The following is a 20,014-nucleotide window of genomic DNA, read 5'->3' on the forward strand; positions in this document are numbered from 1 at the left end:
CTGCCGTCCATTGGGAATCCCAACGATCGTGAGTCGTGCGTCAAGCCCGGAGGTGTCCATGCGCCGTGTCCGCTACGAGGTCAACGGCGGTCCCGAGGTCCTCTTCACCGAGGAGGCCCCCGTTCCGGAGCCCGGTCCGGGCGAACTGCTCGTCCGCAGCGAAGCGGTCGGAGTCACGCTGCCCGCCGTACGGCGGGTGCGCGAGGGCGCCGGACCGGGCCCGCTCGGCGGCGAGGTGGCGGGCACCGTCGTCGCCGTCGGTGAAGGCGCCACCGGTTTTGCCGTGGGCGACCGCGTCACCGGTCTCTGCTTCTCCCACAGTTACGCCGAACTGGCGCTCCTCCACCGGGCGATGGCCTCGCACATTCCGGACCGGGCGACTGCCGTGGACGCCGTGGCCCTGGTCCGCAGCGGCCTGGTCGCACGCGGCGCCCACGATGCCGGCCGCCCCCGCCCCGGCGACGCCGTCCTGGTCACCGCGGCGGCCGGCGCGGTCGGCACCCTCGCCCTGCAGTACGCCAGGGCGGGCGGGGCCTCCCGCGTCGTCGCCGCCGTCAGCAGCGCGGACAAGGCGGAGTTCGTCCGCGCCCTCGGCGCCGACGAGGTCGTGCTCTACGGGGACGAGTCCTGGGGCGATCCGGTCGACGTCGTCCTCGACGGGGTCGGCGGAGAACTCCTCCGCCCCGCGGTACGCGCGCTGGCCGAAGGCGGCCGACTGGTCGCCTTCAGTTCGGGCGGCGGCACGATCGACGCGTACGAACTGCTGGTCCGGAGCGCCTCGGCCACCGGCTTCCAGATGGCCGCTGTCGCCCGGGGCGAGCCCGACACGTACGCGCGCTGGCGCGACGAGCTGTGGGAACTCCACCGCAACGGCACCCTGCGCCCGCGCGTGTTCGCCGAGATCCCGCTCGCGGAAGCGGCCCGCGCCCACGAGATCATCGAGTCCCGGCGCAATCTCGGCAAGGTCGTCCTGATCCCCCGGGGCTAGGAACTGTTCAAGGTGCGGATCAGGCGGCCGGAGTCAGGGGCTCCGGCCGCCTGATCGATCCGCGAAGGTGCCGGCCGGGGTGACGGCGAGCGGGGTGCCGTGCCGGTGATCAGGTGGTGCTCGCTGCCCGGTCGGCCCGGTCGGCCCGGTCGGCCCGGTCGACCGGCGAAGGTCCGGTGTGCGGCCCCTTGAGCGCCCTGACGCGCGAGCCGTCGATCGCCGCGTCGGCCGTCTCCGGCATTCCCGTCTCCAGCAGACCCGTCTCCAGCAGTCCCGCCGCCCGCAGTTCGACGGGCAGCGCCTCGTGCGGGTGCGGCCACCCGCCCGCCCCGGTCCGGTCCCGCAGCCGCCGTCGGGCCGTCAGGCCGCCGCATCCGGTCCGCGACCCTCGACTGCCGGGCCCCTGGACCGAACCCACTCCGAAACGACCAGTCAGGGCGTCAGCCCGTCGGGCCCGACGGGGTAGCGGGCGAGGATCTTCTTCCTGGCGTCGGCGGACGGCCGGTGGAAGTACACCAGCTCACGCGTCGTCCCGGCGCACTGGGCCGGTCCGGCCAGCACCGCCCGCTCCGTGTCGTCCAGGATCAGCAGATCGCGTTCGGCGGCCAGCGCGGGCAGCCGGGCGAGGACGTCCCGGGCGTTGTCGTCGTCCACCTCCAGCAACGCGTACGAGGTCGGTTCGGGCAGGCGGCCGGCCAGCGCCCGCGCGGCGTACTCCATCCGGACCGCGCAGTCCAGCCAGCCGAGGGCGCGTTCCGCCTCCGCCGGGTCGAACGCCCGGCAGATGACCTGCTGGATCGCCACATCGGCCGCCCCCGCGTGCCTGGCGACGAAATGGTCGAGGTTGGTGCGCCACTGGGCGAGCATCTCCGCCGTGACCTCGCGCCGCGTCTGGTAGGACAGCGCCTCCGGCTGGAACGCGAACGCCAGCCCCCGGCGCCGCAGCCGGTAGCCGAGCTCGGAGTCCTCCAGGCCCCAGCCCAGGAAGCCCTCGTCGAAGCCCCCGACCGCGAGCAGGTGCTCGCGGCGCACCGACAGGTTGCAGGTGAACGCGTAGTGCCAGCAGGTCTCCAGGTTGTCGAAGTTCTCCGAGAACTCGGCCAGCAGGAACTCCCGGCCGTCCCATCCGACGATCTCCGGCATCGCGTCGAGCGAGAACTCCCGTGCCAGGCGCTCGTCGTCGATCTGACCCTCGTCCATGTCGCCCCGGGGGCCGGCCACCACCAGATCGGTGCGGAGCCGGTGGTACCGGGCGTGCGCGGCGAGGAAGCCGGGCTCGACGACCTGGTCGGCGTCGACCAGGACGACCACGTCGCCGGAGGCCGCGCGGATCCCCGCGTTGCGCGCCGCCGCCCGGCCGGAGGCCGAAGTCCGCGGCAGGAACAGGTACTCCAGGGGGTACGGCGGCGCCAGTGCGGCGAGGAGTTCCCCGGTGCCGTCGTCGGAGCCGTCGTCCACCACGACGACTTCGAACGAGTCGCCGGCGTCGAGCTCGCAGAGGGCCAGGCACGACAGCAGCCGCTGCACCTCCGGACCCGTGTTGTAGGACGGGACGACCACGCTGATGTTCATCGTGACCCGACCAGGCGTGCGCTCACTTCGACTCCCCGTCCCGGTGTTCCACCGCAGCCGCATCCCGCTCACGCCAGGGTCCCACAGGGCCGGCGGGCCGGGCTAGGTGTTCTGTCCTGTGAGGTTGGGGACGCGGCCGGCGGGTGGTTGGCCTGCGCCTTCGCGGATCGATCGTGGAGTTGAAGTCCCTGACCCCGGCCGCACGATCCGAACCTTGAACGGTCCCTGGGGCGGTTCCGTCCGGATCGTCCGGATCGTCTTGCCGGCCGGCCGAACGGTCAGGCGGCCGGACGGGGACGGCGGCGGGGTGGGGGGTGGCGGTCTCGTCGCGGCGGGGGTGGCCGGGCCGTGCCGCTCCGGGCTCAGACCGGCCGACGGGCCGCCCGGGCGACCGACTCCCGGGCGCGGGCCGGGTCGTCGCCGGCGCCGAGGACCATGCCGCAGACCTGCGCCTCGAAGCAGACGTCCGCGGTGAGCGGTTCCACCAGGTAGCCGCCGAGGTCGAGGGTGACCAGGCCGTGCAGGGCGATCCAGAGCTGATGGGCGACCAGTTCCGGGTCGGCGGGCCGGAAGCGCTCGGCGGCCACGCAGCGCTTGACCGCCCGGACCAGGGCGTCCAGGGTGTAGCGGCCGTGCTGCCGGTCGGCGTCGGTGAGCGAGAAGCTGCTGAGGCCGGCGCCGCCGAACATCACGTTGTAGAGGTGCCGGTGCTCGCGGGCGTTGGCCCGGTACGCCCAGCCGAGCGCGACCACGTCGGCGACCGGGTCGTCGGTCTCCTCGACCGCCTCCAGCCGCCGGTTGAGCAGCGTGAAGCCCTCGCGGACCATCGTCCGCACCAGGTCGTCCATGCCGCCGAAGTGGGTGTAGACCGCCATGGTCGAGGTGCCCACGGTGGCCGCCAGCTTGCGGGTGGACAGCGCGGCCGGTCCTTCTTCGCTGAGCAGCTTCGCCGCGGCCTCGATCAGCTGCGCACTGAGGTTCGGGTCGACCCGCCGTGGACTCACCCTTGACAGTATGTCAGTCGCCTGTGACCCTCATCAATGACGGCGTTATGTAACGGTGCTATCGACGGAGGGGGCAACCATGCCCGGCACCACCGCACACCCCACCAGGAGCCACCCGCACAGCACCACCCACCTGCTCGGACCCGGCTACCGGCCGGTGCCCGCCGAGACCGCGCGCACCGACCTCACCGTCCGCGGCACCCTGCCGCCCGAACTGGACGGCACCTTCCTGCGGATCGGCCCCAACACCCGCGGCGAGCACGACCCCGCCGTCCAGCACGCCTTCGCCGGCGCCGGCATGGTGCACGGACTGCGCCTCGGCGGCGGACGCGCCCACTGGTACCGCAACCGCTGGCTGCGCGACGGCGCCCTCAGCCGCGAACTCGGCGAACTGCCCGTCCCCGGCCCGCGCCACGGCCCGGACGGCAACGTCAACGCCAACCTGGTCCGCCACGCCGGCCGCACCCTGGCCGTCACCGACGGCGGCACCCGGCCGCTCCTGCTCGACCCCGAACTGCGCACCCTCGCCCGCACCGACCTCGACGGCACCCTCCCCGGCGGCCTCTGCGCCCACCCGCTCACCGACCCGGTGACCGGCGAACTGCACGCCGTCGCCGTCGACCCGGACGGCGACCGGGCCGTGCTGCTCACCGTCGACACCGGGGGCCGGGTCCGCGAGGCGCGGCCCGTACCGGTCAAGGGCCGCCCCTGGATGCACGCCTTCGCGCTCACCGCCCGCCACACCGTCCTGTTCGACCTGCCGGTCGCCCACGACCCCGCCGAGGCCGCCGCCGGCTCGGCCTTCCCCCACACCTGGCAGCACGACCGCGACGCCCGGATCGGCATCGTCCCCCGCGACCGGCCGGACGCCGCCCCGCTCTGGCTGGACGTCCCGCCCTGCTTCGTCTTCCACCCCGTCAACGCCTTCGAGGACGCCGACGGCCGGATCACCGTCGACGTCATCCGCCACGAACGCGCCTTCGACCGCGACCGGCTGCACCCCAGCGAATCCGCCCCCGCCCTGTGGCGCTGGACCCTCGACCCCCGCGAGGGCGCCGTCCTCGAACACCGGCTCGACGGCCGGACCCAGGAGTTCCCGCGGATCGACGAACGCCGCACCGGACTGCCCTACCGCTACGCCTTCACCCTCGAACTCGCCCCCGGTCAGGGCGCCGCCCTGTGCGGCCCCGCCCTGCTCCGCCACGACCTCACCACCGGCCGCACCGACCGACACCCCTTCGCCGACGGCCGCCAGGGCGGCGAAGCCGTCTTCGTCCCGCGCGACGCCCGCGCCCCCGAAGGCGACGGCTGGCTGCTCACCCTGGTGTACGACCCCGCCGCCGACCGCAGCGAACTGCTCGTCCTGGACACCGCCGACTTCACCGGCCCGCCGATCGCGGCCGTACCGCTGCCGGTACGGGTGCCGCACGGGTTCCACGCGCAGTGGGTGCCGTCGGGATGGTGACCGAGGGCACCGGGCCCGGGCGGGGGAGCGGGGTGGTGATGGCGGTGGTGTCGGCGGGCGGCTCCGGGTGCGGGGCGGTTGCGGCTGTGGTGCCGGGAGGTGGCTACAGGTGTGGCGCTGCCGTGGTGCCGTGGGGCGGTTCCGGGAGCGGAGTCACCGTGGTGTCGATGGGCGGCTCCGCGCGCGGCGCGGTTGCGGCGGTGGTGCCGGGAGGTGGCTCCAGGCGTGACGCGGTTGCGGCCGTGGCGGCGGTGGGTGGCCCCGGGCGCAGCGCGGTCGCCGCGCCCCGCAGCAGGACCCGGCCGAAGAACGCCGCCAGCACCGGATCGGGCAGGCCGGTCGCCGAGGCCACCGTCCGCCACAGCACCCCCCAGTGCCGGGCCGCCGCCGCCCGGACCACCGGGTCGCCGGCCGCCGCCGCGTGCAACTGCCACTGGAGGGCGAAGGGACCGCCCGGCCCGAGCATCCGCCGCCAGGCCCGCTCCCCGGCCCGCAAGGCGGCGAGGCCGTCCGCGCCCCCAGCCGCCGCAGCCCGTAGCGCGGCGAGGCGGCCCGGGTCCGGGGCACCGTCTGTGTCCCGGGTTGCGGCTCTGGCCCCGCCCGACTGCCCGGCGTCTTCCCCGCCCGGCAGCGCGGCGAGGCCGCCCGCAGCCCCGGCCTTGCCCACGTCCCCGCCCATCTCACCGACCACGCCCGCCTCCTCTGCCGTGCTCGCCTCCCCGGCCGTGTCTCCGGGCCGCAGTGCGGTGGGGCCGATCACGTTCCCGGCTTCCTCCCCGGCTGCGGCTCTGGCCCCGCCCGCCTGCCCGGCGTTCTCCCCGCCCGGCAGCGCGGCGAGGCCGCCCGCAGCCCCGGCCTTGCGCACGTCCCCGCCCATCTCCCCGACCACGCCCGCCTTCTCTGCCGTGCTCGCCTCCCCGGCCGCGTCTCCGGGCCGCGGTGCGGTGGGGCCGGTCACGTTCCCGGCTTCCTCCCCGGCCGTGGCCCCGTCCGTGTCTCCGACCCACAGCGTGGCGAGGCCGCCAGCGTCCCCAGCCCCGTCCATGTCCCCGACCGGGTTCCCGGCCCCGCTCGCTTTCCCGGTCGCGTCCCTGGCCCGCAGCGCGGCGAGGCCGACCGCCTCCCTGGTCCCGGCCTCGGCCGCACCTGCCTCCCCGGCCCCGGCCACGCCCGCGTCTCGGGCCGCAGCCGTGAACGCCCGGGCGGCTTCGTCGGTGGCGAGCTCGGCGGCGGCCAGGAACACCGCGCGCTTGGTGGCGAACAGCCGGAACAGGTAGGGCTGGGACACCCCGGCCCGCTCCGCGATCGCCGCGGTGGTCGCGGCGTGGAACCCCTCGCGGGCGAACACCTCCACCGCCACCCGCACCACCACCTCGCGCCGCTGATCCGCCGTCATCCGCACCGGCACCCACCTCCAGCGCCGAGTCTCACCCCCCGGTCGCCGCCCCGACTTCTCCGAGCGTGCCGGGGCCGGGCGCCGGGTCCTGCCGTTTCCCCGGCCCGTGCCGTCCCCCGGGCTCCGCCGTTCCCCGCCCGTGCCGCCTTCCCGCCCGTGCCGTCCCCCGGGCAATCAGGGAGAAGTCCCGGCCGGGCGCCCGCAGGTACCGTGCGGGGCATCCAACCACCCGTCCCAGTCCCCGCTCGCGCCCCGTCCCCGTTCTCGCCCAGGCCCGCTGCCGTGCCCCTGCCGTGCCGTGCCGTGCCGCGAACCGGGAGACGGGGCCAATCCCGCTGGTGTACAAAATTCCTGACGTTCCATCAGTCATCTTTGGGTCGCTCCCGCCCCGTGACCGAGAGGCTCCCGCATGACCCCCACCGGAACCCGCCCCAGGATCGTCGTGGTGGGAGCAGGTCTGGCCGGCACGGCCACCGCCATCAGGATGCTCCGCTTCGCCCGCCGCCCGGTCGAGGTGGTCCTGCTGGAGCGGCGTTCCGACTACCGCTGTGCCGGGGTCGCCTACCACCGGCACGGCAACCCCTGGGACCACGTCTTCAACATCCAGGCCGGACGGATGTCGGTGTTCCGGGAGGACGTGCTCGACTTCGTCCACTGGGCCAACCGGGAGGCCGACCGCGGCGGTTGGCCCGCGCAGTGGGCCGACCACGAGTTCACCGAGCCGGGCCCGGCGCCCCGGCGGATCTTCCAGGACTACCTGGAGCAGCGGCTCGCCGAGGCCGCCCGGGAGGCCGCCCCCGGCGTCCTGCTCACCGAGGCCGACGGCGAGGCGCTCGACCTGGTGCCCACCGCCGCCGGGGTCGACGTGGCGGTCGGCGGGAGCGACGGCACCGCGCACGTGCTGCCCGCCGCGCACGTGGTCCTCGCCACCGGCCTGGAGCTGAAGGAACTCCCTTTCGCCGCCGAGGTGCTGGAACACCCGCGCTTCGTCCGCCACCCCTATTCGGCCGACGGCGTGCGCCGGCTGGAGGCGCTGCCGCCGGACGCCGAGGTGGTGATCGTCGGCTCGGTGCTCAGCGCCTACGACTCGGCGGGCCTGCTGCTGCGTCGCGGCCACACCGGGCGGATAGCGTTGGTCTCCCGGACCGGGACGATGTTCCGCTCCTACCCGGGCGCCCACGAGCACGGCGTCCTGCGGCTGGCCTGCCCCCGCACGCTGCTGGAGCCCTACCGCGACCGCGAGGAGTTCCTCGGCCGGGTCCGGGCCGAGTGGACGGCGGCCTGCGCGAGCGTCGCCCGCGACCATCCCGAGATCGCCCCCGAGGTGGTCGCCGAACGGGTCGCCAAAGCCTGGGAGCCCCACCTGCCGGAGGCCCTCGCCCGCATCCCGTCCCCCGAACTGCGGTCGCTGCTGGACGAGTTCGGGACCGCGATCGCCGCCCTGCGGGTGGGCGCGGTGCCCTACACCCTGGAGGTGATCGAGCGGGCGATGCACCCCGGCCCGGTGCGGCTGCTGGTCGGCGGCGTCCAGGCGATCGTCCCCGCCGGATCCGGCCTGCTGGAGGTCACCGTCGCCACCGCCGACGAGAAGCTGACCGTCCGGGCCGACCTGGTGGTCTCCAACTTCGGCCGGGAGAGCGACTACCGGCGGGTCGAGGAGCCGCTCTGGCGCAACCTGCTGCGCCGCGGCCTGGCCACCCCCCACGAGCGCACCGGCCGCGGCCTGGAGGTCGACCACCGCGGCGTCCTGCTCACCCCCGCCGGGGCGCCCGGCGCTCCGCTCACCGCCGTCGGGCCGCTGCGCGAGGGCGACGAGATCGTCCGCAACGGCCGCACCGGCGCCTTCGCCTTCAACCTCGCCGCGATCAAGAACCACTCCATCGCGGTCGCCGCCCACGTCGTCGAGCAACTCGAACTGCCCGGCGCCGCCCCCGAACCGGACCCGCCGTCCGCCCGCGACTTGGCCGGATCCCGCACCTCCGACGGCACGTTCGAGGAAGCGACCGACCCCGCGTTCGATCAGGCTGTGAACCTGGAGGTGCGGAGGATGGCGACCCGGGCCCGGGCCCGTCGGGAACGGCTCGACACCCGCCTGGACGCCCTGATCGGCCTCCTCACCACCCCGGACGACCCGGGCGGCCGCCGACTGCGGGCGGCCGTCACCCGGTCCGCCGTCCGGAGGCTCACGGACGTCTCCGTGACGCCGCGCCAACTGCGCCGTCACCTGGGGATCGCGGACGGGGGTGACACCGACGAGGACACGGAGGACTGAGTGAACGGACGACGGATCCAGGGCTTCATGCTCACCGGCGGCACCCGCGCGACGCTGCGCGGCACCTGCAACCGCACCGGCCGCCCGCAGGAGGGCTCCATCCTGATCGCCCCCCACCTGGAGGCGGGCCTGTACGAGGCCATCGTCACCGCCGGGGCCGTGGTCTGCGGCGGCGGCGGCCAGACCGGCCACATGCAGTCCCTGTGCCGGGGCCGCGGCATCCCGGTGCTCCGGGTCGACGAGGCCGACCTCGCCGCCCTGGTCGGCGAGGTCACCCTCGACTTGGAGAGCGGAGCGATCCTGCTCGACCCCGACCCGGCCGCGCACCCCGCCCCCGGGCGGGGCGCCGCCGCCCCCACCGCGGCGGACCTCGGCGCGGCCTGCGCGGTCATCGCCGACTTCCAGGACATCCGGACCGTCAACTCCTCCGGGCCCGAGGCGGCCCGGGTCGACTCGTTCTTCATCCGCGAGGAGTTCCTCTGCCTCGCCGCCGGGCTCAGCCCGTTCGACGCCCTCGACGGCGGCCCCGCCGAGATCGCCGGCTACGGGCGGGCCGTCGCCGAACGCCTCGGCGCCTTCGTCGAGGAACTCCTGCCCGGCCAGCGGCTGGTCCTGCGCCTGCTCGACCTGCGCTCCGACCACGCCGCCAGCGTCACCGAGCAGTCCGCCGTCGCCGTCGAGCCCAACCCCGAACTGGGCCTGCACGGCGCCCGCTGGCTGCTCGGCTCGGCCCCCTACCGGGACGCCCTGCGCACGGTGCTCGACACGCTGCGCACCCGGCTCGGCGACCAGGCGGACCGGATCCACCTCTCCGTCCCGTTCCTCAACGACGCCGACGAGTACGCCCAGCTCCGCGCCCACCTCGAACTCCCGGACAGCGTCCCGCTCTCCGCGTTCATCGAGACCCCGGCCGCGGTCCACGCCACCGGGGGGATCTGCGCCGCCGGGGCCAGCGAACTGTTCGTCGGCGTCAAGGACCTGGTCCAGTTCTACCTGGCCGCCGACCGGGGCAACCACCTCGTCGCCGACTCCTACCAGACCCGGCACCCCTCCGTCCTGGACGGCGTCCGCCGGGTGGTCGAAGCCGCCCGGGCCGCCGGCACCCCGGTCCGGGTCTTCTCCCTCGGCACCGACCTCACCCACTACCTCGCCCACCTGCCCACCCCCGACGGCTACATGATGTGCACCGCCGAGCTCGTCCAGGTCCTGCACCCCCGGCCCGAACCCGCCTCCGCGGCCCCCGCAGCCCGCCTGATCGGAGTCAAGTAGCCGACCGCGCACACTTGCTGACGCACCGTCAAGCCACCGGGGCGGGCAACTGAGCACGTTGGAAGAAGCCCGCCCCGGCGCGCGGCCACCAATCTGGGGCACGCGCCGCCACCGAGCGTGCCGGCCGAGCTCCCGCATCCCTCCCTCCGCTAGGAGATCCAGACCGATGACGACGCACACCGCACCGTCGAGAACCGGCTCCCAGGGGCCGGTCGGCCACCTGAACCACGGATCGCACCGCGCCGCACTGAACGTCTTCCTGGTGGTGGTGCTCGGCCACTGGGCCGAGCACCTCGCGCAGGCGTACCAGATCTGGGGCCTCGGCTGGCCGGTCCCGAAGTCCAAGGGGCTGCTCGGGTACGCGTTCCCGTGGCTGGTGACCTCGGAGTGGATGCACTACGGCTACGCCCTGGTCATGCTGATCGGCCTGTTCCTGCTGCGCCCCGGCTTCGTCGGACGGGGCCGCACCTGGTGGACGGTGGCGCTGGCGATCCAGTTCTGGCACCACATCGAGCACCTGCTCCTGCTGCTCCAGGCCCAGACCGGGCACTTCCTGTTCGGCAAGCCGGTTGCCACCTCGGTGCTCCAACTGGCCTTCCCCCGGGTCGAGTTGCACCTCTTCTACAACACCATCGTCTTCATCCCGATGGTGATCGGCATGTACTACCACCTGCGGCCCAGCCGGACCGAACTGGCTGCGATGACGTGCAGCTGCCGGCCCGCCGCCCACCAGCACGAGGCCGCGGCCCTCGCGTGAGCACCCCCGCACCGCGGCGCCCCTTCCAGCGCGTCCTGCTCCTCGGCACCGCGTTCGCCGTCCTGCTGCTCGTCGGACTCCTCTGGATCAGCGCCCGCCAGCCGGTCCGGCTGGCGGGCATCACCCCGGCCGACGGCAGCGCCCTCACCCGGGCCCCCGGCGAGGTCGCCCTGACCTTCTCCGGCGACGACTTCCACCCCTCGGCGGTCTACCTCCAGGTCAACGGCCCCGACGGCACCCCCGTCACCGACGGCCCGCCCCGCCTGGACGGCCGCCGCCTGGTCGCCCAGGTCCGCACCGACGCCGCGGGCACCTACCGCGTCGTCTACCGGCTCGTCCTGGACACCGACCGCGAGGTCTCCGGCACCACCGCCTTCGACCTCGGCACCACCACCGCCCCCCGCCCCGGCACCCCCCTCGCGGAGGACACCGCACCGGCCCACAGCCACGCCGTCGACGGCGCCTGGAACCTGCTGCTGCTCGCCGTCGACGCCGTCCTGCTGCCCGGCGCCCTCCTCCTGATGCTCCGCCGCCCCCGGCTCCGCCGACCCCGCACCCCCCGTCCGGTCCGCTGACCGGGCCGGGGGGCGGGGAGCCCCGCGGGGTCAGCCGGCCGCCGGGGCGTAGCCGCGGGCGACGATCCGCTCCGCGCCCTCCTCGTAGTAACCGGGGTCGGCCGGAAGCTCGGTGTCCAGGCAGGTGACGTACCGGTTGAACAGGCAGAACGCCGCCGCGATCAGCACCGTGTCGTGGATCTGCCCGTCGTCGGCCCCGGCCGCCCGGGCCTCCGCCACCAGCTCCGCCGGCAGCGCCCGGACCGGCCCCCGGACGGCGCCGGCGATCCGCAGCAGCGCCCGCAGCTTCGGGGTGACGGGCGCCTCGTCCAGCCCGTGCAGCACCGCCTTCACCAGCTCCGCACCGCCGTCCAGCTGCGCCGCGGCGAAGGCGCTGTGCGATTGCGCGCAGAACTCCGTCTCGTTGAGCTCCGAGGTGTAGGCCGCGATCAGCTCGCGCTCGCCCCGGCTCAGTGCGGAGGACGCCGGGCTGCGCAGCAGCGTCTCGGCGAGCTGGTTCAACGGGGCTGCGGTGTCCGGGCGTTGGGCCATCAGGCCGCTGATGCCCGGAAGGCCGTTGGTGATGCTGATGTGAGGCATGGGTGTTCTCCCGCGGGGTCGGCCGGACGGAACGGACGGTCCATGCTGGGGCCCGGGCCGCCCCGCCGCCCACTCCCAGGTTGCCCTCTCGACCGTCCCCGCCCGGTCCCGCCCGTCCCCGGCCGCCCCCGGCCACTTCGATGCGGGAACGCTGCGACTTCCCCCGGCCGGGCCGGGCCCCGACGGTGGAGGGCGGAGGCACCCGCCTCCCCTGTCGAAGGAGAGAGTCGTCATGGACTTCCGTGATGAGCTTCCCGTGGACCACCCCCTCGCCCGGGTGTACCGGTTCGGCGCGGGCCTGTGCGGTGTCGTGCTGCTGGTGTTCGGCTGCCTGGGCCTGGCCGACGGCCTGGCGTTCTTCAGCACCCGGGGCGAGAGCGTCGCCGGGCTGTCGAGCAACGGCCTGCTCAGCCTGGTGTCGATCGTGACGGCCGTGGTGCTGATCGTCGGCGCGGCGATCGGCGGCACCACGGCCTCGACGGTCAACATCGTGGTCGGCACCCTGTTCGTGCTCAGCGGCTTCGTCAACCTCGCCCTGCTCGACTCCGGCGCCAACGTGCTGGCGTTCCGCATCCCCAACGTGGTCTTCAGCTTCGCGATGGGCCTGCTCATCGCGACCTTCGGCATGTACGGGCGGGTCAGCGGCCGACTGCCGTACGACAACCCGTACTGGCGCCACCGCCACCCCGAATCGACCGCACCGGACGCCGCCGCGCGGCCCCGCGCGATCGACCCGGCCGACGCCCGCCCCGGAACCCTCGCGGCCGGGACCGGCCACCGCCCCCCGGCGCTCTGACCGGGCCGGGCCCGGACACCGGCCCGGCCACCACGCGGGCCCGCCGCCGTGCGGGCCCGCCGCCGTGCGGGCCCGCCGCCGCGCCGGGCCGGGACCGCCGCACCGGCGAACGCGACGGCGAACGTACCGGCGAACGCTGCACGGATCGATGCGACAACGCTGCAAGTGGCGGGAAACGCTGCGGGCGAGGAGCGTGCGGAGCATGTCAGCCACCTCGACCACGACGTCCCGCCCCGGCCGCGCCGAGTCGCTCCGGCACCTGCTGGAGCGCACCGCCCGCGGCGACCGCGCGGCGTACGCGGACCTGTACGAGGAGATCGCGCCCACCGTCCACGGCATCGCCCTGCGGGTGCTGCGCGACGCCTGGCAGGCCGAGGAGGTCGCGCAGGAGGCGCTGCTGGAGGTCTGGCGCTCGGCGCCGTCCTACCGGCCGGAGCGCGGCTCGGCCGCGGCCTGGGTGGGCACGATCGCCCACCGGCGCGCCGTCGACCGGGTCAGGTCGGTGCGGGCCCGCACCGAGCGCGAGGAACGCGTGGTCCGCGCCGACCGGACGGCGACCGCGCCGGCCGCCGAGCCGGTGGCGGACGAGGTCGAGCGGTCCATGGAGGCGGCCCGGGTGCGGCAGGCCCTGGCCGCCCTCGGCCGGGCCCAGTGCGAGGCCCTGGTGCTCGCCTACTACGGCGGCTACTCGCAGAGCCGGATCGCGGCCCTCCTCGACGTCCCGCTGGGCACCGTCAAGAGCCGGATGCGGGACGGCCTGCTGCGGCTGCGCGCGGCCTTCGACGAGGCGTGAGGCCGCGGGGACGGGTGAGGAGGAGAACCGTGCACCACGAGGACCGTCCGACCGAATCGGTCTGGGACTACCCCAGACCGCCCGCCCTGGTGCCCGACGGCCGGCTCGTCGAGGTCTTCTTCGCCGGGCGGCTGCTCGCCTCCACCCGCCGGGCCCTGCGCGTGCTGGAGACCAGCCACCCGCCGGTGTTCTACCTGCCGCGCCCCGACGTGGCGACGGCCCTGCTCCGGCCGGCCGACGGCGGCACCCTGTGCGAGTGGAAGGGCCGCGCCCGGTACTGGAACGCGCTGGCCGACGGGCGGCTGTCGCCCCGGGCCGCCTGGAGCTACCCCGAGCCGCTGCCCGGCTACCGCGCGCTCCGCGACCACCTGGCGTTCCACCCGGACCGGGTGGACCGCTGCACGGTGGACGGCGAGACCGTCCGGCCGCAGCAGGGCGGGTTCTACGGCGGCTGGATCACCGACGAGATCACCGGCCCGTTCAAGGGCGCGCCCGGGACGTCCCGATGGTGAACGAGACGGCGGCAGGAGGCCGGGCCCTCGTCACGACGGACACCGGCGGCCCGCGCCCTGACCACGATCCGGCGGACGACGCCCTGGCCGGGGTGTCGACCGGGGCGGTCGCCCGGCGGCTGGGCGTGTCGCCCACCACGGTCCGCTCCTGGGAGCGCCGGTACGGGATCGGCCCCTCCCACCGGGAGCCGGGCCGGCACCGCCGCTGGAGCCCCGCGGACATCGCCCTGCTGGAGGAGATGTGCCGCCTCACCTCCCGGGGCGTCCCCCCGGGGGAGGCCGCCCGCGCCGCCCGGCCGCCGGAGCCCGGCCCCGCGCGGCCCGACCCCGCGTCCGCGGCGGCCCCGGCCGGGCCCGGCCCCCGTCCGCCCGGCGGCAGCCGCGCGATGCCGGTGGGCACCGTCCGGCCCGAGTGCCGGGGCCTGGCCCGGGCGGCCGTGCGGTTGGACGGCCCCGAGGTCGCCGACATCCTGCGGCTGGCCCTCGCCGAGCTCGGTCCCGAACGGGCGTGGACCGAGGTGATGATGCCCGCGCTGCGCGCGGCCGGCCGGAAGTGGGCCGCCGACGGCGAGCAGTACGTCGAGGTCGAGCACCTGCTGTCCTGGCACGTCTCCGCGGCGCTGCGCGCGGTGGCCGTCACCCCGGCCCGCTTCCGGTCCGGGCCGCCCGTCCTGCTCGCGGCGATGCCCGCCGAGCAGCACACCCTGCCGCTGGAGGCGGTGGCGGCCGGCATGGCCGTCCGGGGACTGCCCTACCGCATGCTCGGCGCGACCGTCCCGGCCCGGGCCCTGCTCGACGCCGTCCAGCGCCTGGGCCCCTCCGCGGTCCTGCTCTGGTCGCAGAGCGAGCGCACCGCGGACCCGCTCCTCGCCCGCCAGGTCGACCGAGCCGTCTGGGGCCCGCCCGGCTCCCGGACCCGCTCTTTGGTCGTCGCCGCCGGCCCCGGCTGGCACCGCCACGACCCGCCCGCCCCCACCGGCCGCCCCCGCACGCTCGAAGCGGCGCTGGACCTGATCGAACAGTCCTTCACCGACCGGCCGCCCACCACCCGCCCGGCTGAGCCGCCCCGCTGAGCCACCCCGCTGAGCCGCTTCACAGCGCGGGCCGAGCGCTCGCCGCCGTGCGGACGACCCGCGAGCGGAGGCGACGGTACCGGTCCGGATGCCGCCGAGCGGCCGTCGGAACGCGGTGCACTGCGGGCTCTGCCTGCATCCCCGGGGCGGCGAGGCGCACGTCGGTGCCGCCGGTGTGGCGTTCCGGGCCGGCCCGGGTATCGCTACGGCGGGGGTGCCGGACCCGGCCCGTCGGTGTCGGGGCGGGGCCGGGGCGGGGTGCCCGGGCGGGTGGCGAGCCAGGAGTCTGCGTCGCGGAGGGCGGATTCGAGCGGGCCGAAGAGGACGCCGGTGGCGGGCACGATGCCGCCGGGGCCGAGGTGTTCGGCGAGTCCGGTGTCGGCGGCGATCTTCGCCAGCGGGGGCTGGACTCCGGCGAGGACCAGCCGGCCGCCGGCCCGGTGCAGTTCGTCGGCCTTGCGGCGCAGCAGCTTGATCATGGCGGACGACGGTACGTCGGGGAGGGCGCGGAGCACGAGGATCAGGACGGCGTCCGGTGCGGGGGCGGGCCAGTGCCGCTCGATCCGGGGCAGTTCGGCGAACAGGCTGACCCCGTCGTAGTCCAGGACGGTGACCCGGCCGGGGGCGAGCCGGGCGGGTGGGGCGGCGGTTCGCCAGCGGCCGTCGCCCGCGGGCTCCAGGGCGAGGAGACGGGACCGGCGGGCGGCCTGCGCGCAGTACATCAGCAGGGACAGCACCGCGCCCAGCACGATCGCCTGTTGCAGGGGCAGTTGGGTGGTGGCCAGGAAGGTGAGGATCATCGCGGCGGCGGACAGCGGCGAGGTCCTCAGGACGAGCCGGACGTCGGAAACCTTGCCGGCCACGAGTTCGGCGCCGACGACGAGGATCAGGCCGCCGATGACCGGCATCGGGATGTGCTCGGCGAGCGGTGCGAGGGCGAGGACGATCGCGGCGAGCCAGAGGCCGGAGAAGATCCCGGCCCAACGGGTGCGGGCGCCCGCCGAGACGGCGACGCCGGTGCGGGAGAGCGACCCGCCGACCGGCAGGGACTGGAACAGCCCGCCCGCCACGTTGGCCAGGCCCTGGGCGGTGAAGTCCCGGTCGGTGTCCGGCTTGGAGCCGTCGGGGTTGGGAACGCTCGGCGAGATGCCCGCCGCCTGGGCCAGGGCGACCAACGCGATGGAGACCGCGCCGCCGATCAGGTGGGGGAGGGCCGACCAGGCGGGAGCGGTGAAGTGCGGCAGCGCGGAGGGGATGTCGGCGATGCCGCCGACCAGCTCCACGTCGGTGCCGAGCACCGCGACGGCGACGCTGACCACCACCATGGCGATCAGCAGCGCGACGGTGCGCAGCCGCCGCGCCGCGTGGGCGAGTGCCCAGACGGCGACGGTGGCGGTGGCGGTCAGGGTCGCGGCGAGCTGCCAGGATCCGATGTGGGCGAGCCAGTCGGCGAGTTGTGCGAGCTTGTTGTGCCCGTGCGGCCGGTAGCCGGTGGCGTCCTTGAGGACGCCGGTGACGATCTGCAGGGCGATGCCGACGGAGAACCCGGTCATCACCGCGTTGGAGACGAAGGTCAGCACCACCCCGAGCCGCAGCACGCCCAGCACCAGCATCACCGCCCCGGTCGTCAGGGCGAGCATCGCGACGTTCCCGGCGTCGGCGGCGTCGAGGCCGGCGTCGGTCAGGACGCTCTGCGCGGTGAGCGCGATGGCGCTGGTCAGGGTGGTGACCATCAGCACGGTGCGGGCGGCGAGCGAGCCGACGACGGCGGGGACGACGCCGGAGAACAGCCCGGCGACCGGGTCGAACCCGGCGATCGCCGCGTACGCCATGCCCTCGGGGATGGAGAACAGGCCGGTGACCAGACCTGACGACACGTCTGACGGCGTCGGCCTCCCCGACCTCGACCGGTGGGCCCTGCGGGGCACGTCCCCCGGGCCGGGGTCGGGGTCGGGGCCGGGCTGGTCACCCACACTGCTCTCCCGTCTGTGTGGCGCACGGTCTGCTCGTCGCACCGCGTCCCGGTGCCCTTGGCGGTCGGCCGCACGGTGGGTGCGCGGGCCGCAGTCGGGGGGACCGGGAGGGGCCGGTGCGTCAGGCGGGGGTGATGTCGCCGAGTTTCCAGCTGCGGTCGAAGTACGACTCGAGGGGTCCGTAGAAGCGGAAGTAGGAGAACCAGTGCTTGCCGGGCAGGGTCTGCACCCAGTTGGACTCACCGCTGGGCGGGGGTTCGGGGCCGAAGTGGAGGTCGACCGAGCCGTCGGCGTTGCGGGCGAGTTCGGGATCGCGGGAGCCGCGGTCGCCGCGCTGCTGCGGGTTGTCGATCAGGCAGCGGGTGGCGGTGTCGTACACGGTGGCGGACCAGAACAGCCTGGCGGGGACGTCGGCGGGCACGTGCAGGGTGTAGGCGCGGCCGCCGTCCAGCCACTCGCCGCGGTCGTCGGTGTAGGCGGCGAGGTAGCCCTGGCCCTGGCCGGGGGTCCGGCTCTTCATGGCGGCGGAGAAGCTGACGGCTTCGTAGAACCAGGCCGCGCGTTCCAGGAGTTGGTCGTGGTGCTCGGCGCGCTGGTCGGAGCGGTCCAGCATCAGCGCCAGGTCCCACTGCCGGTCGTCCCAGTAGCGTGAGCCGTCGAAGCGTTTGGCGAAGGTGTTCACCCGGGCCATCAGCTCGCCCGCCGCGCTCGCCTCGGTGAGGAGGCGCACCAGGCGCTCGTCGGGGGTGAAGGGCCTGCCCTTCTCGATGCCGAGCTGCTTGAGCATGGCGAGGTAGAAGCGGTCGCGTTCGTCGACGACCTCGTCCTGGTAGATGGCGTGCAGGCGCTCCCAGTACTCCAGCCCTCCGGGTTGGTCGCCCGACCACGGGCGGCCGTCGGGAGAGACGACGCGGGTGGCGGGTGTGCTCTCGCGCTGCCCGTGGGGGTAGAGGCGGACCGCGTCCACGAGTTCCTTGGCGCGGACCGGGTCGGGGTCCAGGGTGCGGAACCCGAACATGATGTTGGTGCCGGTGGAGGTCAGCAACCGCAGGTCCTCGGCGTCCGCCGGGGCGTCCTGGCCGGGGGCGAGGACGAGGTAGCGGCCGCCTCGGCCCCGGTCGGGGCCCATCTCGCCCATCACCGCGATCTCGCGCTGCCAGAAGTCGGACACCCCGCCGGCGGTCGGCCCGGCCGGGAGCTCGATCACCAGCGGGCCGGTGGCGGCGAGGTCGATGAAGTTCAGGATGTAGGGGGTGGTGGCGTTCGCGGTGATCAGCCCGAGCCGGTCCCGGTAGGTGACGTAGTGGACCAGGTCGAACGGGCCCGCCCCGAACACCTCCCGGTGCACCTTCTGCCACTGCGCGTAGGACACCAACGGCAGTGCCCACAGGTACGCCTGACAGGCCATCTGGTGGTCGAGCTCGTCGAACACCAGGCCCAGATCCGCCCGTTCCGGGAGCTCTCCCGTCATCCGGACCGAACCGAGCCTGCCGGGAAGTCGCACGTCATCGCCCATGCCCAGACGCTACGGGCGAACCGCGCCCCTCGCATTCCGGGCCCCGGGCGCGGCCGGATGCCCCGGCACCGTGTCGCCCTGCGGGCCGGTGGCCGCGTCCCTACGATCACCGCGAGGAGCACGAGACGTATCGACCCGACATGAGGACGGCTGATGAGCGGCATGGATCTGGACGCGGTACGGGCGACGGCGGCGCAGGGCTGGGTGTACGGGCATCCGGTGCTGGAGAACTACCGCACGCTGTACCGGCAGGCCGTCGACGCGGACGACCACCGCTACGTCGGGGGGTTCGGGACGTTCCGGCACTACCCGCAGCCGTCGCGGCCGGAGAACACCGACGTGGTCACCCCGAACAACGACACCCCGTACTCGTGGTGCTGGCTGGACCTGCGGGCGGAGCCGTGGGTGGTGTCGGTGCCGGCGATGGACCGCTACTACGTGCTGCCCTTCCACGACCTGGACACCACCTACGTCGGGTTCGTCGGCGCGCGCACCACCGGCCAGGAGGCGGGCGACCACCTACTGGCCGGGCCCGGGTGGGACGGCGCGGTCCCCGACGGGATCACGGGGGTGCTGCGCGCGGACACCCAGCTGGTGGGCTGTCTGGGCCGGACCTACCTGGCCGGGACCACCGACGCGGACGTCGAGGACCTGCGGGCCGTTCAGGAGCGGTACCGGCTGCGGCCGTTGAGCGCGTACACCGGCCAGGACGCCCCGGCGCCCGCGCCCGAGCCCGACTGGCCCGTCTGGCGGGAGGAGGCGGGCACGAGCATCGAGTTCTTCACCGTGCTGGACTTCCTGCTCGGCTTCTTCCCCGTCCTGCCCTCCCAGCGGGACCTGCGCGGGCGCCTGGCCGCCCTCGGCGTCGACGGCTCCGGCACCTTCGAGCCCGCCGCCCTCTCCCCGGAGGTGCGGGCCGCGATGGAGGCGGGCATCGCCGACGGCCGCGGGCAGTTGGCCGCCGTGCTGGACTCCGCGACCGACTCCAGCTCCTTCTTCGGCACCCGCGAGCAGGTGGGCGAGGACTACCTGACCCGCTCGGTCGCCGCGGACAAGGGCCTGTACGGCCTGCCCGCCGCCGAAGCCTGGTACGGCGGCTGGGTCGCCGACAGCGCGGGCAACCGGCCGCCGAACGCCGCGGACCGCGACTACACCGTCCACTTCCCCGCCGACCGGCTGCCCGGGGCCCGGTTCTTCTGGTCGGCCACCCTGTACCGGCTGCCCGAGCGCCTGCTGGTGGACAACCCGATCGACCGGTACTCCATCGGCGACCGCACCCCGGGCCTGGTCCACGACGAGGACGGCGGCCTGACCCTGTACGTCCAGCACGCGCGTCCCGCCGACCCGGACCGGGCCGCGAACTGGCTGCCCGCCCCCCGGGGGCCGTTCACCGTCATCGTCCGGATCTACGGCCCCGGGACCGCGGTCCTGGACGGCACCTGGACGCTGCCCGCCCTGACCGCGGGGAGCTGAC

Annotated in this window: 18 protein-coding genes; 11 read left to right on the forward strand and 7 right to left on the reverse strand. The window is 75.1% G+C overall.

Translation table 11 applies throughout. From position 1 onward, the window contains the following. Positions 1-58: 58 nt before the first annotated feature. Positions 59-988, forward strand: a complete 930-nt coding sequence (locus ACIP60_RS06215) for a zinc-binding alcohol dehydrogenase family protein (RefSeq protein WP_400680594.1) — start codon at positions 59-61, stop codon at positions 986-988. Positions 989-1,097: 109 nt separating this feature from the next. On the opposite strand, the gene ACIP60_RS06220 is transcribed toward ACIP60_RS06215, so the two are convergent. The 3 genes from ACIP60_RS06220 to ACIP60_RS06230 all read right to left on the reverse strand — a co-directional run bounded on the left by ACIP60_RS06220 (position 1,098) and on the right by ACIP60_RS06230 (position 3,564). Then, complete coding sequence (locus tag ACIP60_RS06220) at positions 1,098-1,229, reverse strand: hypothetical protein (protein WP_400680596.1); 132 nt, start codon at positions 1,227-1,229, stop codon at positions 1,098-1,100. A 191-nt stretch (positions 1,230-1,420) separates the two neighbouring features. Next, entirely contained in the window at positions 1,421-2,560 is a 1,140-nt protein-coding gene (locus tag ACIP60_RS06225; RefSeq protein ID WP_400680597.1) for a glycosyltransferase family 2 protein, read from the reverse strand. Between the two features lie 362 nt (positions 2,561-2,922). Continuing rightward, a complete protein-coding gene (locus ACIP60_RS06230; RefSeq protein WP_400680599.1) occupies positions 2,923-3,564 on the reverse strand; it encodes a TetR/AcrR family transcriptional regulator in 642 nt (213 codons plus the stop codon). Between the two features lie 79 nt (positions 3,565-3,643). Here ACIP60_RS06230 and ACIP60_RS06235 point away from each other — a divergent pair, with 79 nt between their 5' ends. After that, complete coding sequence (locus ACIP60_RS06235) at positions 3,644-5,029, forward strand: carotenoid oxygenase family protein (RefSeq protein WP_400680601.1); 1,386 nt, start codon at positions 3,644-3,646, stop codon at positions 5,027-5,029. 103 nt (positions 5,030-5,132) lie between these two features. Here ACIP60_RS06235 and ACIP60_RS06240 read toward each other — a convergent pair whose 3' ends face one another. Continuing rightward, positions 5,133-6,425, reverse strand: a complete 1,293-nt coding sequence (locus ACIP60_RS06240; protein ID WP_400680604.1) for a helix-turn-helix domain-containing protein — start codon at positions 6,423-6,425, stop codon at positions 5,133-5,135. A gap of 409 nt (positions 6,426-6,834) precedes the next feature. Between ACIP60_RS06240 and ACIP60_RS06245 the strand changes: the two genes are divergently transcribed. From ACIP60_RS06245 to ACIP60_RS06260, 4 genes are all read left to right on the forward strand, one after another. Continuing rightward, positions 6,835-8,697: an FAD/NAD(P)-binding protein gene (locus ACIP60_RS06245; protein ID WP_400680607.1), complete on the forward strand. Its 1,863-nt coding sequence runs from the start codon at positions 6,835-6,837 to the stop codon at positions 8,695-8,697. After that, the gene (locus ACIP60_RS06250) at positions 8,698-9,966 is read left to right on the forward strand and encodes a putative PEP-binding protein (protein ID WP_400680610.1); all 1,269 of its coding nucleotides are present in this window, start codon (positions 8,698-8,700) and stop codon (positions 9,964-9,966) included. Between the two features lie 166 nt (positions 9,967-10,132). After that, on the forward strand, positions 10,133-10,723 hold the full coding sequence (locus tag ACIP60_RS06255; RefSeq protein WP_400680611.1) for a hypothetical protein: 591 nt from the start codon (positions 10,133-10,135) through the stop codon (positions 10,721-10,723). Continuing rightward, positions 10,720-11,298 carry a copper resistance protein CopC gene (locus ACIP60_RS06260; RefSeq protein WP_400680612.1) on the forward strand — a complete coding sequence of 193 codons (579 nt, stop codon included), beginning with the start codon at positions 10,720-10,722 and terminating at the stop codon, positions 11,296-11,298. The genes ACIP60_RS06255 and ACIP60_RS06260 overlap by 4 nt, the downstream gene beginning before the upstream one ends. Positions 11,299-11,328: 30 nt before the next feature. Here ACIP60_RS06260 and ACIP60_RS06265 read toward each other — a convergent pair whose 3' ends face one another. Beyond that, on the reverse strand, positions 11,329-11,877 hold the full coding sequence (locus tag ACIP60_RS06265; RefSeq protein ID WP_400680614.1) for a carboxymuconolactone decarboxylase family protein: 549 nt from the start codon (positions 11,875-11,877) through the stop codon (positions 11,329-11,331). Between the two features lie 232 nt (positions 11,878-12,109). Here ACIP60_RS06265 and ACIP60_RS06270 point away from each other — a divergent pair, with 232 nt between their 5' ends. From ACIP60_RS06270 to ACIP60_RS06285, 4 genes are all read left to right on the forward strand, one after another. After that, positions 12,110-12,673 carry a DUF4383 domain-containing protein gene (locus tag ACIP60_RS06270; RefSeq protein ID WP_400680616.1) on the forward strand — a complete coding sequence of 188 codons (564 nt, stop codon included), beginning with the start codon at positions 12,110-12,112 and terminating at the stop codon, positions 12,671-12,673. 202 nt (positions 12,674-12,875) lie between these two features. Beyond that, positions 12,876-13,466: a sigma-70 family RNA polymerase sigma factor gene (locus ACIP60_RS06275; RefSeq protein WP_400680617.1), complete on the forward strand. Its 591-nt coding sequence runs from the start codon at positions 12,876-12,878 to the stop codon at positions 13,464-13,466. Positions 13,467-13,495: 29 nt separating this feature from the next. Continuing rightward, positions 13,496-13,978 (forward strand): DUF427 domain-containing protein, encoded by a 483-nt coding sequence (locus ACIP60_RS06280; protein ID WP_400680619.1) that lies wholly within the window; start codon positions 13,496-13,498, stop codon positions 13,976-13,978. After that, positions 13,972-15,051, forward strand: a complete 1,080-nt coding sequence (locus ACIP60_RS06285; protein ID WP_400680620.1) for a MerR family transcriptional regulator — start codon at positions 13,972-13,974, stop codon at positions 15,049-15,051. Before ACIP60_RS06280 ends, ACIP60_RS06285 begins: the two co-directional genes overlap by 7 nt. A 203-nt stretch (positions 15,052-15,254) precedes the next feature. On the opposite strand, the gene ACIP60_RS06290 is transcribed toward ACIP60_RS06285, so the two are convergent. Together ACIP60_RS06290 and ACIP60_RS06295 are read right to left on the reverse strand one after the other, a co-directional pair. Continuing rightward, the gene (locus tag ACIP60_RS06290; protein ID WP_400680623.1) at positions 15,255-16,928 is read right to left on the reverse strand and encodes a SulP family inorganic anion transporter; all 1,674 of its coding nucleotides are present in this window, start codon (positions 16,926-16,928) and stop codon (positions 15,255-15,257) included. A 217-nt stretch (positions 16,929-17,145) separates the two neighbouring features. Beyond that, positions 17,146-18,540, reverse strand: a complete 1,395-nt coding sequence (locus ACIP60_RS06295; protein ID WP_400680625.1) for a DUF1254 domain-containing protein — start codon at positions 18,538-18,540, stop codon at positions 17,146-17,148. Positions 18,541-18,693: 153 nt separating this feature from the next. Between ACIP60_RS06295 and ACIP60_RS06300 the strand changes: the two genes are divergently transcribed. Then, positions 18,694-20,013: a DUF1254 domain-containing protein gene (locus tag ACIP60_RS06300; RefSeq protein WP_400680626.1), complete on the forward strand. Its 1,320-nt coding sequence runs from the start codon at positions 18,694-18,696 to the stop codon at positions 20,011-20,013. Position 20,014 lies beyond the last annotated feature (1 nt).

Origin of the sequence: Kitasatospora sp. NPDC088783, assembly GCF_044750705.1 — a bacterium.
Taxonomy (GTDB): domain Bacteria; phylum Actinomycetota; class Actinomycetes; order Streptomycetales; family Streptomycetaceae; genus Kitasatospora; species Kitasatospora fiedleri.

Excerpts from the sequence above, each read along its gene's own strand:
- ACIP60_RS06295 (WP_400680625.1), bottom strand. The coding sequence starts at position 18,540 with ATGGGCGATGACGTGCGACTTCCCGGCAGGCTCGGTTCGGTCCGGATG.
- ACIP60_RS06215 (WP_400680594.1), top strand. The coding sequence starts at position 59 with ATGCGCCGTGTCCGCTACGAGGTCAACGGCGGTCCCGAGGTCCTCTTC.
- ACIP60_RS06300 (WP_400680626.1), top strand. The coding sequence starts at position 18,694 with ATGAGCGGCATGGATCTGGACGCGGTACGGGCGACGGCGGCGCAGGGC.
- ACIP60_RS06285 (WP_400680620.1), top strand. The coding sequence starts at position 13,972 with ATGGTGAACGAGACGGCGGCAGGAGGCCGGGCCCTCGTCACGACGGAC.
- ACIP60_RS06255 (WP_400680611.1), top strand. The coding sequence starts at position 10,133 with ATGACGACGCACACCGCACCGTCGAGAACCGGCTCCCAGGGGCCGGTC.
- ACIP60_RS06240 (WP_400680604.1), bottom strand. The coding sequence starts at position 6,425 with ATGACGGCGGATCAGCGGCGCGAGGTGGTGGTGCGGGTGGCGGTGGAG.
- ACIP60_RS06265 (WP_400680614.1), bottom strand. The coding sequence starts at position 11,877 with ATGCCTCACATCAGCATCACCAACGGCCTTCCGGGCATCAGCGGCCTG.
- ACIP60_RS06245 (WP_400680607.1), top strand. The coding sequence starts at position 6,835 with ATGACCCCCACCGGAACCCGCCCCAGGATCGTCGTGGTGGGAGCAGGT.
- ACIP60_RS06220 (WP_400680596.1), bottom strand. The coding sequence starts at position 1,229 with ATGCCGGAGACGGCCGACGCGGCGATCGACGGCTCGCGCGTCAGGGCG.
- ACIP60_RS06225 (WP_400680597.1), bottom strand. The coding sequence starts at position 2,560 with ATGAACATCAGCGTGGTCGTCCCGTCCTACAACACGGGTCCGGAGGTG.
- ACIP60_RS06275 (WP_400680617.1), top strand. The coding sequence starts at position 12,876 with ATGTCAGCCACCTCGACCACGACGTCCCGCCCCGGCCGCGCCGAGTCG.
- ACIP60_RS06270 (WP_400680616.1), top strand. The coding sequence starts at position 12,110 with ATGGACTTCCGTGATGAGCTTCCCGTGGACCACCCCCTCGCCCGGGTG.
- ACIP60_RS06235 (WP_400680601.1), top strand. The coding sequence starts at position 3,644 with ATGCCCGGCACCACCGCACACCCCACCAGGAGCCACCCGCACAGCACC.